This is a genomic window from Clostridium rhizosphaerae (assembly GCF_016765585.1).
Taxonomy (GTDB): domain Bacteria; phylum Bacillota; class Clostridia; order Clostridiales; family Clostridiaceae; genus Clostridium_AT; species Clostridium_AT rhizosphaerae.
Map to the genome: position 1 here is coordinate 131,964 of NZ_JAESWC010000009.1, position 12,601 is coordinate 144,564.

16 protein-coding genes are annotated in these 12,601 nt (G+C 31.8%); all 16 read left to right on the forward strand.

What is annotated here, in order from left to right; translation table 11 throughout:
* Positions 1–1,088: 1,088 nt before the first annotated feature.
* The 16 genes from JK636_RS14650 (at position 1,089) to JK636_RS14725 (ending at position 12,570) form a co-directional block, all read left to right on the forward strand.
* A complete protein-coding gene (locus tag JK636_RS14650) occupies positions 1,089–1,343 on the forward strand; it encodes a hypothetical protein (RefSeq protein WP_202749759.1) in 255 nt (84 codons plus the stop codon).
* A 282-nt stretch (positions 1,344–1,625) separates the two neighbouring features.
* Positions 1,626–2,549: a carbon-nitrogen hydrolase family protein gene (locus tag JK636_RS14655; RefSeq protein ID WP_202749760.1), complete on the forward strand. Its 924-nt coding sequence runs from the start codon at positions 1,626–1,628 to the stop codon at positions 2,547–2,549.
* Between the two features lie 122 nt (positions 2,550–2,671).
* On the forward strand, positions 2,672–3,094 hold the full coding sequence (locus JK636_RS14660) for a VOC family protein (RefSeq protein ID WP_034570550.1): 423 nt from the start codon (positions 2,672–2,674) through the stop codon (positions 3,092–3,094).
* Positions 3,095–3,192: 98 nt separating this feature from the next.
* Positions 3,193–3,666 (forward strand): GNAT family N-acetyltransferase, encoded by a 474-nt coding sequence (locus JK636_RS14665; RefSeq protein WP_202749761.1) that lies wholly within the window; start codon positions 3,193–3,195, stop codon positions 3,664–3,666.
* A 79-nt stretch (positions 3,667–3,745) separates the two neighbouring features.
* Entirely contained in the window at positions 3,746–3,916 is a 171-nt protein-coding gene (locus JK636_RS14670; RefSeq protein ID WP_202749762.1) for a hypothetical protein, read from the forward strand.
* 204 nt (positions 3,917–4,120) lie between these two features.
* Positions 4,121–4,642 carry a hypothetical protein gene (locus tag JK636_RS14675; RefSeq protein WP_202749763.1) on the forward strand — a complete coding sequence of 174 codons (522 nt, stop codon included), beginning with the start codon at positions 4,121–4,123 and terminating at the stop codon, positions 4,640–4,642.
* A gap of 54 nt (positions 4,643–4,696) precedes the next feature.
* Positions 4,697–5,074 carry a VOC family protein gene (locus JK636_RS14680; RefSeq protein WP_202749764.1) on the forward strand — a complete coding sequence of 126 codons (378 nt, stop codon included), beginning with the start codon at positions 4,697–4,699 and terminating at the stop codon, positions 5,072–5,074.
* Between the two features lie 25 nt (positions 5,075–5,099).
* Positions 5,100–6,773: a GNAT family N-acetyltransferase gene (locus tag JK636_RS14685; RefSeq protein ID WP_202749765.1), complete on the forward strand. Its 1,674-nt coding sequence runs from the start codon at positions 5,100–5,102 to the stop codon at positions 6,771–6,773.
* A gap of 141 nt (positions 6,774–6,914) precedes the next feature.
* A complete protein-coding gene (locus JK636_RS14690; protein ID WP_202749766.1) occupies positions 6,915–7,406 on the forward strand; it encodes a GNAT family N-acetyltransferase in 492 nt (163 codons plus the stop codon).
* A 54-nt stretch (positions 7,407–7,460) separates the two neighbouring features.
* Complete coding sequence (locus JK636_RS14695; protein ID WP_202749767.1) at positions 7,461–8,441, forward strand: alpha/beta fold hydrolase; 981 nt, start codon at positions 7,461–7,463, stop codon at positions 8,439–8,441.
* 249 nt (positions 8,442–8,690) lie between these two features.
* Positions 8,691–9,203, forward strand: coding sequence for a GrpB family protein (locus JK636_RS14700; RefSeq protein ID WP_202749768.1), 513 nt, complete (start codon positions 8,691–8,693; stop codon positions 9,201–9,203).
* A 54-nt stretch (positions 9,204–9,257) separates the two neighbouring features.
* Complete coding sequence (locus JK636_RS14705; RefSeq protein ID WP_202749769.1) at positions 9,258–9,692, forward strand: DUF3788 domain-containing protein; 435 nt, start codon at positions 9,258–9,260, stop codon at positions 9,690–9,692.
* The gene (locus tag JK636_RS14710; RefSeq protein WP_202749770.1) at positions 9,682–10,026 is read left to right on the forward strand and encodes a VOC family protein; all 345 of its coding nucleotides are present in this window, start codon (positions 9,682–9,684) and stop codon (positions 10,024–10,026) included. Before JK636_RS14705 ends, JK636_RS14710 begins: the two co-directional genes overlap by 11 nt.
* An 8-nt stretch (positions 10,027–10,034) precedes the next feature.
* Positions 10,035–10,913: a carbon-nitrogen hydrolase family protein gene (locus JK636_RS14715; RefSeq protein ID WP_202749771.1), complete on the forward strand. Its 879-nt coding sequence runs from the start codon at positions 10,035–10,037 to the stop codon at positions 10,911–10,913.
* A 189-nt stretch (positions 10,914–11,102) separates the two neighbouring features.
* Positions 11,103–11,969 carry an alpha/beta fold hydrolase gene (locus JK636_RS14720; protein WP_202749772.1) on the forward strand — a complete coding sequence of 289 codons (867 nt, stop codon included), beginning with the start codon at positions 11,103–11,105 and terminating at the stop codon, positions 11,967–11,969.
* Between the two features lie 34 nt (positions 11,970–12,003).
* Entirely contained in the window at positions 12,004–12,570 is a 567-nt protein-coding gene (locus tag JK636_RS14725; RefSeq protein WP_202749773.1) for a DUF6652 family protein, read from the forward strand.
* Positions 12,571–12,601: the final 31 nt, after the last annotated feature.

Genomic DNA, 12,601 nt, shown 5'->3' on the forward strand with positions numbered 1-12,601 from the left:
ATGCTAAAGCTTAGGATAGATGATAAATCGTTGTTAGTCTTGATTAACAAGTGGCTTAAAGCAGGGGTTTTAGACACAGATGGACAAATCATTTATCCTGCTACATGAACTCTGTAAGGAGGCGTTATCAGTCCAATATTAGCTAATATATACTTGCATTATGTACTAGATTTGTGTCTTGAAAAAGTAGTTAAGAAGCACTTCCAGGGTGAAGCATATCTTTGCAGATATGCTGATGATTTTGCATGTGCATTCAGGTACAAAATAGATGCGAACGATTATACACGTCACTGGCCCGACGATTAAATAAGTTTAGATTAGAATTGGCACCTGAAAAGACCAATATTATTAGTTTTTCAAGGTGTAGGAAACGAGAGAGAACAAACTTTGAACTTTTAGGTTTTGATTTCAGATGGGATACTTCGTATACGGGAAAAGACATTATAAAGAGAAACACTTCGAGGAAGAAATTAAGGCAGTCTATTTGAGCTTTTAAGAAATGGTGTAGAGAAAATAAAAATAATTGCATTAAGAAAATAGTGGACATGATGAATCAAAAGTTAAGAGAATACTATAGCTACTATGGACTTATAGGTAACTCCAAGAGCTTGTGGAGATTTTACAATACGGCTATGAAAATTTTATATAAATGCCTAAATAGGCAGAGCCGCGAAAAAGCTTTAATTGGATAGAGTTCACTAAAATGCTGAAGTGTTATGGAGTTCTTAAGCCAAGGATAGTTGAAATGGGCGAACAATAAATAAGTTTCATTATAGAATTAGTCCGATTACAAAATTGAATATTTCTGAAAATCCCGGTGTAGTAATTCAATACGCCGGGATTTGTGTGGGGACATGGAAGAATTCATGTCTCTACCGTGACTATGAAGTTTTAGAGAAACAGAGAAATTATTTGATAGTTTCTTAGATCAATTTAATTATTCATAATTGTATTCTAATGAGAAGTAGATAATTTATATTTTATTTAGGGGATTATAGTATGCAATGCAAGATGTGTGAACAACAAAATAACATGGTCCAGAATTACATAATTTAGAACGTGATTTTAGAATTAAACACCTTGAAGAAATGTCGATAGTTGCAGAAGCTGGTTCTAATGTACTTAAGCTAGATAAAATGAATTATGAGTTGATTGGAAATGAATGTCATCGTATTCATTGGCATGTATACCTAAGAATGAAGGGAGATACTCCTGTCATAAGCTCGATTTATCAACTTCCAAATAGCATATTGTTTGATGAATCCTCAAGACCAAGCGATGATGTAAGAAAAGATAATATAAATAGAATTAAGAATGAGATTGAAAGATTACTTGCATTATAAGTATAATCTACAATTGAGTGATTTAGAATCCTACTTATTATGTTAAACAAAATTTAAGTTTTGGAATAGATTTAGCTCAAAGTGTGGGTTTATAATAAACGGCACAGATATGGATGGGAATGTAAAGGTAGTAAATTTTATAATGGAAAGATAAATTCCAATTTATAAGGCTGGTGTAATTTAAATTTAGATAAATAGAGCTATGGCTCAAATGCTTCTATATGATATATGCAAGCTATTATATAAGGTACCTAATTAAAAAACCAGAATGGGGTGGTTTATTTGAAAATTGCAGCAGTTAATTTTGATGCAGTTTTTGCTGACATAGATAAAAACATAAAACAAGTTAGTAATTATGTAAAACAGGCATCAGACTTGGGAATTGAATTAATACTGTTTCCTGAATTCTTTACGTCATCGATGGGACGAGCTGAAGCAATGCTGGATGTAGCGATTAAAAGTGGTCATGTTGAGAGGGCATTATTACAACTAGCTAGTCAATACCATATAATAATTGGCGGTTCATATATTTTGTTTGATGGAAAGGATTCGTATAATTTATTTCAATTAGTTTTCCCTGATGGTAGTATTTTCTCGCATAAAAAAGACATACCTACAATAGTAGAAAATTGCTATTACACATATGGTGATGAAAATAATATTTTAAAAACACCAATTGGAGATATTGGTGTTGCTTTATGTTGGGAAATGAACCGGTATGATTCATTGAAGAGGTTATCAGAGAAGGTTGATATTGTTCTGGCAGGTAGCTGCTGGGAGGATTTGCGAGAAGGTGCTCCACTGAGACAATATAATAGACAATTTGCACTGAAGACTCCCGTAACCTTTGCAAAAATATTGCATGTTCCTGTTATTCATTCGAATCATTGCGGTAAAGTTACTGCTGTGGATTTTTATGATGAAAAAAATCCATTTACATTTCAAATGGTGGGGGCTGCGCAGATTATAGATGAGAGTGGGAATGTTATTGCTAAACGATCATTTGATGAGGGCGAAGGAATGGTCATAGCAGAGATATCTTTGGGTGAAGGAAAAAGAAAGCCTGCTGATATAGACTTTAATAAATATTGGATAGAGGATATGCAGGAGCCATATATTTATGCTTGGGAAAATTATAGTAGTATCTGTAAAGATTATTATAACAATGTGGCAAAACCATATTATCATGATAAGTATCATGTATGAGTATAATATAGCTTTGCTAAGAGAATGGAAATAGCAATTATTTAAATTATTTTACTAATTCACAATAGCATAGTATTTTCATGTAGCTATACATGTTTTATGAGGAAAGGATAGGAGATAAAATGATTCAATCAGTTGTACATATTGCTTTAGTAGTTAAGGATTATGATGAGGCAATCGAGTTCTATACAAAAAAACTTAATTTTACTTTAATTGAAGATACATATCAGCAAGAACAAAACAAACGCTGGGTAGTAGTATCGCCACCGGGTTCAACTGGGACTACCATATTACTTGCAAGGGCTTCAAAACCAGAACAGGTGCCTTTTATTGGAAATCAATCAGGAGGAAGAGTCTTTTTATTCCTCGGAACAGATGATTTTTGGAGAGATTATAATGATATGTTAGCAAAAGGAATTGAGTTTGTTAGAGAACCCAAGAAACAAGATTATGGAATAGTTGCAGTATTTAAAGATTTGTATGGAAACTTATGGGATTTAGTTCAATTTGAAAAGAATCATCCAATGTCTCAACGTGTAAAATGAGAATAACTTTTAATGTTTTTATTGAACAAATTTTTTATAGGGGTAAATGTAATAAGTAAATCTATTTAACTTAATAAGATTTAGATTTGAGGTGCTGTATGGAAGTTTCTATCCTTAAAGGAAAAATAGATTATATAGATGACTGTGAAGAAGCATTAGTAAAATCTGAACTAGGTTTAAGATATTTTTCAAAAGAAGGGAGTGCAAGAAAAGCGTTAGTAGAAGGTTTTGAAAAACAACAAATATATATTGCTGTGGATTGTAATAATAATTGCTTGGGACTTATTTGGTATATTTTAGATGGGATATTTCATTCTTTTCCCTACCTTCATATTATTGCTGTAAAAGAGGAGAGCCGAAGCCATGGGATAGGGAAGAAATTGTTAAAGTTTTTTGAAGAAACTTGTTTTAAAGAATGCTCAAAGATCTTCTTAGTCGTTGCAGATTTTAATCCGGATGCTAAGAGGTTGTATGAAAAAATAGGATACACTGAGGTAGGAGCTGTACCTAGTTTATATAGAGAAGGGATAACTGAACATATAATGATGAAATTAAGAGAGAAAAACAACTAAATGGGATATAAGAAGATAGGAAAATAGAGTTGTTTCTCGATTTTTAAAATATCATTTTCAGTGAAAGAGGGGGATAAATATGGAGTTATCAGTTTTAATAGGTCAATTTCCAATAAAGCATGATATAAAAGAAAACCTAAAGAATATACTTTTTATTTTAGGAAAATCAGAAAAAGATGATCTAGTTGTATTACCTGAAGGGGCCTTATCAGGTTATTCAGATGATATTTCTCAATGTAGGATGATGTAATCAAATTAGTTGAGGGAAAGTGAGATGCAAGATAACAAAATGCCCAAGCCAGTTTTGCATGAGAACGTTATTAGAAATTTAATAGGTCTATGAAAATTTATATTTACACATTCAATAATTCTGTTTCAAGTATTACAGGAAATGAGGTACAATTGTACTTTTGTAAATAATTATATTATTAATTATGCTAATGGGGGGCAGCATATGGATATTAAAACAAAAAAAATAGTATTAATAGCATCTGTGATTCTGTTTGGGTTAGTTGTTATTTCATTTTTTTATACTATTAAAAACAACAGTGCTTTCGAGACTAGGACAGGTTCATTATTTTATAAAATAGGTGTTGTTAATGAAGGCAACACAGAAGTTTTTAAATGGGATATAGGTATTACTAAAAATAATGCTAAAAGTGGTATCATCGAAAATGAGTCCAATGAAAAGTTCTTAGTGAACTTTAGAAATACTGTTAATGGGTTAACCCAAAAAAGATTTGAAGTGTTTTTAGACATAGCATATTTAATATTTATTATTGTTATTTATGTGTCTGTACAAAAGGATAGTAAAATATCTAAAAATAAGAGTAATAAAAAGTCGTTTAATATAATTATGTTGCTATTAATTATTTTTTTCGTTTATAAGATTGGCCTCTCGTTTGTTGAATTAAGCAGATTGCATAAAGAAGTAAATTTCTACTTTAAAATAATTTCATATATGAGAGTTATCTAAGCTTGAAGTGGTGAAGTAAATAATATTTATATATTTAGTCAGGGGGATTAAAATATGAAAATAAGTTCACAAGTATATGTTACTGGAAGCATTGAGGCAGTTGAAATGTATTGCAAGGCATTCGGAGCGGAAATAAGTTTTCAAATAAAAACAGCAGAAAATACTTACGCGCACTGTGAGTTGTCGGTGAATGGCCAACTGTTTTTAGCAGTCAGTGAAGCTCCGTTTGACTGTGATCATAATAAAGAACATGTGTGGCAAAACATGGCGTTTAATGTATATGATATGGGAACTGAGGACGCTGTTCGCAATGCATATGATGTACTACGTGAAGGAGGAACAGTGATTGATGCTTTAGGACCGTGCCCCTGGAATTCCTTTTGTGCCAATGTAATAGATAAATTCGGTGTATTTTGGTGGATAGCCATATAGTCAGTATTTATGGGGGAGAATTAATATGGAAAAGGTAACCTTAGATAATATAGAAAGATATATTATATTGAAAAATGAGCTTGCATTTGAAGATCCATATGTATTAAGAATAACCAAAAATGAATTCTTAGAAAAACATATAGAAAAATTAGAATCGGGATGTATGGATATATTTATCTTATCCAACAACAAAGAAGATATTGGCTTTATCGAACTTTCCAAAGATGTTGATACTGCAACAATCGAAGATATCTATGTTAGAAAACAATATAGTAATTGTAATACATATAAAAGCATGTTAGAGTTTGCAGATAAATATTATTGTGACACTAATATTAGTGGAGTGAAATTTATTACGGTAAATCATAAACCTGATTTAATAGAAGCTTTAAAAGATGTGGATTATGAGATGGAAAAAGAGCATATTCAGATGGAAAAAACAATTTCTAAATTACCTAAGAGAAACTTAACAATAGGTTATAGAACATTTTATGAAATAGGTGATGAGAAATGGATTTATAATTTCATGAAAGAATGTATGAAGGATAGCTTTTTTAATTATCATGCAGAAGAAGTTCATGAATTGACTCATATAAATAGCGATTTAGTATTTGTCTTTTATGAAAAAGACCAACCAATAGGATTTATGATTTCTTATATAAATGAAAAAAAAAATAAACAAGAAAATAAAAATGTTGTATATATTGAAGAGATTGCGATTTTAAGGGAATTTAGGAATAAAGGCTATGGCTTCAAGGTTATAGAGTTTGTTCTAGATAAGAATAATGGCATGGATATAGCAAGACTTCATGTATATAGGCATAATGAAATAGCATATAAAGTGTATAAAAAATTAGGCTTTAATGAAATAAAGAGCATAGGGTATTGGGTTAAAGATGTGAAAGATAATGTTATGGGAACTACCATATGTGAATTTAATAATAATATAAATGTTTATTATACAAGTCAAAGGAAACTCTTGCCGGCAGCATACAGAGAGAAAGTAAAAAGGCATTGGGAGGCCTTGTTGAGCAATGGTAAAAGTTTTTTTAACGGAGATGTATTTACAATAAATAAAATAGAGGCCAGTGAAAATATAGTGAATATTTTTGTTGGCTTAACTGACTATGCACATTTCTTATATAGCATAAATAAAAGTACTCATGAGGATTATGACTGTAGAGTTATTCATACTTCAGTTTTAATTGTAACAAGTGATAATAAATTTGCTATCGGTGAAATGAATGAGGGGACAGCATTTCCGTACAAGCTTCAGTTTATTGGGGGAGGCATAGATAAGAATGATATTAAAGGAGAAATTTTGGATTTAGAACATAATATAAAAAAAGAGATTCGGGAAGAGTTGGGCATTGATTCAGAGGACAAAACTATAGTAAGAAACTTACAACCTTGCTTTTTAAAAAGCGGAGGAGCAGACAATTTTCTTTCAGCGATATTTAAAATGGAATTATTGATTGATGAAAATAGTCTTAGATTCTTGTTGAAAAAGCATAATGAAACTCTAGAATTGACAAATAAAATGCAAGAAATAAGATCGCTAATCTTTATTGATGCTTCAAAAGAAGCTGTGAGGGAATTTGCAGCTAAAGATAAAAGAAAGAAGGATGGAAATCTTGTGGCTACGTTAGAAGCTGCAGTTGGAATAAGGTCAGTTTCGGTTTTTAATAAATGTATTTAATTGTGTTGTTATAGGTAAATAGTAGATATAAAACGTTAGCTAACACAAAAATCCGTTCAAATCGTACATGATTGTAAGCTGAACACCAAATTAATAAAGTCACTAAATAATTTTTATATCATTATTCTAGGAGGAAGTTATATGGCAGATAACTTTAAAGTTATAAAAGGTGAAGCTGAAGAAGCGATTAAGATAATGAAGGAAGTTGCAGCTTGGGGGCGTTCTGTTGGATTTAAAGTTTGGAAAGACGAAGTTCTTACTAAGGATAAACTATTGAAATATGCTAATGAAGATGATTTCTGTATAGGACAAGTATCTGGTGACGATGCCTGCTGCATGATACTACAGTGGGAAGACACATTATTTTGGCCAAACGCTAAAAAGGATGAGGCTGGTTATGTCCATAAGCTTTGTGTTAGAAGAGATTATGCAAGTCAAGGCTTACCAGCTAAAATGGTGGAGTTCGCCATAGAAGAATGTAAAAGAAGAAATATTAGTTATCTTAGGTTAGATACAGGATGGACAAATACAAAATTATGTAACCTATATAAAAGTTTAGGCTTTGAGTTAGTTGATAGGTTCGTATTAGATGATGGAGGAGCATTTGCTCTATTTGAAAAGAAAGTTGAATAATCAAAACTTTGTCTTATAGAATTTATATGAAAAATATTTTTTAGAGGGGTTTATATGTTAATTAGTCCTGGGAAAAGTAAAACTATTAAATGTATAAACATAATTGAAAAGATACAACTTGGCGGAGTTACTCAATGGATCTCAATAAGGGGAAGAGACATTTCCAAACCGATAATGCTTTTCTTACACGGAGGACCAGGTGCTTCACGAAGATACTATAATTGCCAGTTGGAAAAAATATTTATTATAGTAAACTGGGATCAGCGAGGATCAGGGAATTCATTTTCAGAGGAAGTTTCTAAGGAATCAATTAATGTGGAACAACTTATAGCTGACACAAATGACTTGGTAGAATTTCTAAAGAAGAAATTTAATAGGAAAAAAATATTTTTAGTTGGGCATTCGTGGGGGTCTTTTCTAGGAATTAATACAGCATATAGGTATCCAAATAATTTTTATGCTTATGTAGGAATTGGACAAGTAGTGAACGGTAAGATGAATGAGCGAATTTCTTATAATTATACTTTAGATATGGCTAGAAAATATAATAATATTAAAGCAATCGAAGAGTTAACAACAATTTCAAGAATTGAAGAGGGGCTATATTGCAATGGAAGAACTGGAATACATAAAGAAAGAGAGTGGCTTTATGAATTAGGAGAGTGCAAAAGTAAAAAGATGAGCTTTTTTAGATGGCTAAACAGCGTTAGGACAAAGAAAATTTTTTCTTTAGACAAAGTGCAGTATAAAAAGGGACTTAATTTTACCGCAGAAAATCTTTGGGGATGGAGCGATAATGTTGATTTGTTTAGTCAAATTCCGCAGATAAATGTGCCAACCTTTATTTTAACTGGTAGATATGACTATGTTTCAACATTTGAATTGGCAAGTAAATATTATAATCAACTGAAAGCACCAATCAAAGAATTAATTTGGTTTGAGTGGTCTTCACATGCACCACATATTGAGGAACCAGTAAAGTTCTATAAGATTATGAATAGGGTGCTTAATGTCTGTTTTAATAAATCAATTTAGTTATCAATTTTTCAATGAATATGTTGAACTATAGCATATTCCATCATCTAACAATGTACTCAGTTCGCTTTATATAATAAAACTAATTCTAAGATAATTTGAATGAGAGATATTCAAAGTATAGTGACTAAAACTGTGTATAACAAAGTGTTACTGTCCGGCTTGTCTGGTGGACTTTTATTATATAGTGTTATGTAATATTATGGTTTATAATCAATATAAAGGTTGAAAACAGAATGGGGCGAATATATGAAAACAAAAAAAGTAACTGTTATTCCATATGATTATAAATGGAATGAAGAGTTTCAGAAAATCAAATTAGATTTAGAAAAGACTCTTGAAGATAGCATTATTGCAATTGAGCATGTAGGAAGTACTTCAGTAGAGGGGCTGTCTGCTAAACCGATTATAGACATAGATATAATTATTAAGAGCTATGATAATTTTCAAGATGTTAAATCTCGTTTAGAAAGTTTAGGATACTATCATGAAGGAGATTTAGGCATAAGTGGAAGAGAAGCCTTTGGATATGTTGAAAAAGAAGAGCTTATGACTCATCATCTATATGTTTGCCCACAGGATTCTGTTGAACTAAAGAGGCACATTACATTTAGAGATTATTTAAGAACACATAAGGAAGATAGGGATAAATATAGTGAAATTAAATTGTATGCCGCAAAGAAGTATCCAACAGACATCGATAGTTATATAGAGACTAAAAGTCCTTACATAAGTGAAATTTATAAAAAAATTGGATTATGACAATTATACAATAACCTTTCAGTTACTTAAGCTTAGTATTAGGGGGATTTACCTATGTTTGAAAAAGTACCAACAGTAGAAGAATTAAATCAATTAATGGGTGATGATATATTTAAAATCTGGTCTGATATCAATAACTTCATAAAGAATAATTATGATATGGAGATGATATGGGACAATGGCGGGAAAACAGGTGTTTTTGAACTTAAGTACCGTAAAGGTGGGAAAACATTCTGTGCGTTGTATCCAAGAGAAAAAGGTATTTGCATACTAATAATATTCGGGAAAAATGAACGGGAAAAATTTGAAGCATCAAGAGGAGAGTTCTCCGAATATATAAATAGTTTTTATGATAATACACATCAGTATCATGACGGTAAGTGGTTATACTTGGATGTAATAAATAGCAATTTAACTGGCGATATAGAGAGATTATTACTAATAAAGAAAAAACCAAATAGAAAGCGGGGCACTATATATGAAAACTAGACTTAATCATGTGCGAATAAATGTTTCTGATATTAATAAGGCGTTAAAATGGTATGAAGAGATATTGGGCTTTGAGAATGATGGTGGATGGCCGCTTGAAAACCCTACATACTATGATTTTGTATCAGAGGATGGAGCAAAGTTTGCAATTATGGAGGTAAAGAGTGGAGAGTCTCATGGCAGACTTAACTTTCAAGTTGATAATGCCGATGAACTTTGGGTAAAGCTTAAAGATAAGGTGGAAATTGTTGAACCGATATTTGATACGCCTTGGGGAACACGTAAGTTTACAATTAAGGACTTGGATGGAAACGAATTAGGGTTTGGGAGGTAAGTTTTACTATGAAAAACTTAAAAGTAGCTTTATTACAGCTTATGCCTGAAGATACTTTAGACGGCAACATACAAAAAGGATTGGAATATTGCAGAAAAGCGAAAGAAATGGGATCAGACATTGCATTGTTTCCTGAAATGTGGAGTGTTGGCTATAACATTCCTGAAGATATTACTGAATTGAGAGCAAGTGCTGTAGCTGTTAACAGTGAGTTTGTTAATTCATTTGGAAAGCTTGCAAAAGAGCTTAATATGGCTATCGGAATAACATTCCTTGAAAAGTATGATCCATTACCAAGGAACACTCTCTGCCAGTTTGACCGTTTTGGCAATAATGTGCTTACATACGCAAAGGTACATACCTGTGATTTTGGCGATGAATGCCAATTAACAGCAGGCGATGATTTTTATGTTGCAGATTTAGATACTGTACAAGGCAATGTGAAAATCGGTGCAATGATTTGCTATGACAGAGAGTTTCCAGAAAGTGCGAGAATTCTTATGCTAAAAGGTGCTGAGATTATCTTAGTGCCCAATGCTTGCCCTATGGAGATAAATCGCATTTCACAGCTGCGTGCAAGAGCATACGAAAACATGATTGGCATCGCAACTGTAAATTATCCAAAAGGTAAGCCTGACTGCAATGGTCATTCTACTGCATTTGATGGTATTGCGTACAGACCTTCTGACTTTGGCTCGAGAGATACGCTTATTATTGAAGCTGGTGAACGAGAAGGAATTTATATAGCCGACTTTCCTATTGATGAAATTAGAGAGTATAGAAGTCGTGAAGTACATGGCAACGCATACCGCCATCCACAGAAATATAAATTACTTCTTTCTGAAAGTATTGAAGAGCCATTCATCAGAAAGGATTATAGAAAATAGTAAATGATAAGTAGAGGATTAACTTGAAAAATAAAGCATAATATTTGATTTGAGTTTGTTAGTGTAGGGGCAAGCTTATAGAGAAGCCAAATCACATGCCTTTATCAAGCTAAGTCTGTTTAGGTGCCGGAGATTAGAAACGTAGAAAGTTTTATTAACATAAAAGGTAAACTTATTTTTGGGGGAAATATGAATGAGATTTATATAGATAATAAAGAGATTAAAGCGAGAATACACGAATGGGGAGATAAAAAAAATCCTACAATTGTATGCCTGCATGGACTAGGAAGTACAAGCCTTAGCTTTATTGAGCTAGCACATATTTTAAAAAACAAATATCATATTATTTCTATAGACTTACCTGGACATGGGAAAACTCCGCAATTTTCAAGAATAGAAGATTATGAAATGCCTAATATGATTAGATGGGTTAATAAGATTATTTCGCATATTACAGAAGGTAAATTTTATTTATTAGCACATTCTTGGGGTGCAGACATTGCACTTCATTATGTAGCGTCTTATCCATCGAAAGTAACCAAGACTATGCTGTTAGATGGTGGATACTATTTAAAGAATGAGTGGTATGCTTACCAGGCTTCAATATCAGGAAACATCTGTACACTGCAGGATGAAATTGATTATTACATTAAGGATTTTGACGAATACTGTTTTGACACATTGGAAGAGCATATTAAGGTGGAGAAGAGCAATTATAACAGATGGTCATATTTATTGGAGGAAGCCGCTAAGGATTTAATTAGAGTTGAGGATGGTAAATATAAGTATCATGCAAATAGCTTTACTTCAACAGGTGCAATAAAATCTATGTACCTATATCCTACTGACTCATTATATGGAAAGCTGCCAAATTCAATATATTTATTGAGAAGTACACAGCCGGATACTATGAATGAGTATAGAGAGACTATGGTCGAAAAATTCAAGAAAGGTACTGGTTCAAGGGTAAAATTGATTGATGGAGCAGGTCATATGATTCACTGGGATAAACCTGATAGTGTGGCAGAAGACATACTAAGTTGGTTTAGAGTATAACATGCAAAAGTGAGGATTAAAGGGGGAAGGGTGAATGAAACTTATAAGAAACACGTTAGTAGGTCTTTATGTGAATTTATTTATGGTTATTGCATTGATAATCACCCTATTACGTGGACTAATAAGATATAACTCAGGTAATATTTTAAAATCATTACTAATAGCAGCAGTTGTTATATCGTTAATATTGAATTCAATTTTAGCTGTAAAAAATATTATTAATACATACCGACTATATAAACAAAGAGAATACAATTTACTGCGCAAACACATGAAAGTAATAAAATTAGGAATGATTCCATATTTTATTATCAATTTTATTATATACATCTTATTGTTCATGCTTTTTTTTGCTGCATCTCGAGGTTTAATAATATTTTCACCGATTCCACTGCTTTTTATAATTCCTGTATTTTTTACATACCTGTCTATGTTGTTTACATCATGCTATGGGATAGGTTTCGCAGCAATTGTTAATAGTGAAAAAAATTTAGGAAGCTTGAAGTTTATAGTTCATATTTTATTTCAATTATGTTTTGTTTTAGATGTAGTAAGCACCATAATTTTGCTTTTAAAATATAAAATCAAGCCAGCAGACTAATTTGAGTACATATCAAAAGAATATGGGGGAT

What these genes read in the sequence shown, in the direction of transcription:
- JK636_RS14650 (WP_202749759.1), top strand. Translation starts at nt 1,089, where the DNA reads ATGTCGATAGTTGCAGAAGCTGGTTCTAATGTACTTAAGCTAGATAAA.
- JK636_RS14685 (WP_202749765.1), top strand. Translation starts at nt 5,100, where the DNA reads ATGGAAAAGGTAACCTTAGATAATATAGAAAGATATATTATATTGAAA.
- JK636_RS14690 (WP_202749766.1), top strand. Translation starts at nt 6,915, where the DNA reads ATGGCAGATAACTTTAAAGTTATAAAAGGTGAAGCTGAAGAAGCGATT.
- JK636_RS14680 (WP_202749764.1), top strand. Translation starts at nt 4,697, where the DNA reads ATGAAAATAAGTTCACAAGTATATGTTACTGGAAGCATTGAGGCAGTT.
- JK636_RS14665 (WP_202749761.1), top strand. Translation starts at nt 3,193, where the DNA reads ATGGAAGTTTCTATCCTTAAAGGAAAAATAGATTATATAGATGACTGT.
- JK636_RS14670 (WP_202749762.1), top strand. Translation starts at nt 3,746, where the DNA reads ATGGAGTTATCAGTTTTAATAGGTCAATTTCCAATAAAGCATGATATA.
- JK636_RS14725 (WP_202749773.1), top strand. Translation starts at nt 12,004, where the DNA reads ATGAAACTTATAAGAAACACGTTAGTAGGTCTTTATGTGAATTTATTT.
- JK636_RS14675 (WP_202749763.1), top strand. Translation starts at nt 4,121, where the DNA reads ATGGATATTAAAACAAAAAAAATAGTATTAATAGCATCTGTGATTCTG.
- JK636_RS14660 (WP_034570550.1), top strand. Translation starts at nt 2,672, where the DNA reads ATGATTCAATCAGTTGTACATATTGCTTTAGTAGTTAAGGATTATGAT.
- JK636_RS14720 (WP_202749772.1), top strand. Translation starts at nt 11,103, where the DNA reads ATGAATGAGATTTATATAGATAATAAAGAGATTAAAGCGAGAATACAC.
- JK636_RS14715 (WP_202749771.1), top strand. Translation starts at nt 10,035, where the DNA reads ATGAAAAACTTAAAAGTAGCTTTATTACAGCTTATGCCTGAAGATACT.
- JK636_RS14695 (WP_202749767.1), top strand. Translation starts at nt 7,461, where the DNA reads ATGTTAATTAGTCCTGGGAAAAGTAAAACTATTAAATGTATAAACATA.
- JK636_RS14700 (WP_202749768.1), top strand. Translation starts at nt 8,691, where the DNA reads ATGAAAACAAAAAAAGTAACTGTTATTCCATATGATTATAAATGGAAT.
- JK636_RS14710 (WP_202749770.1), top strand. Translation starts at nt 9,682, where the DNA reads ATGAAAACTAGACTTAATCATGTGCGAATAAATGTTTCTGATATTAAT.
- JK636_RS14705 (WP_202749769.1), top strand. Translation starts at nt 9,258, where the DNA reads ATGTTTGAAAAAGTACCAACAGTAGAAGAATTAAATCAATTAATGGGT.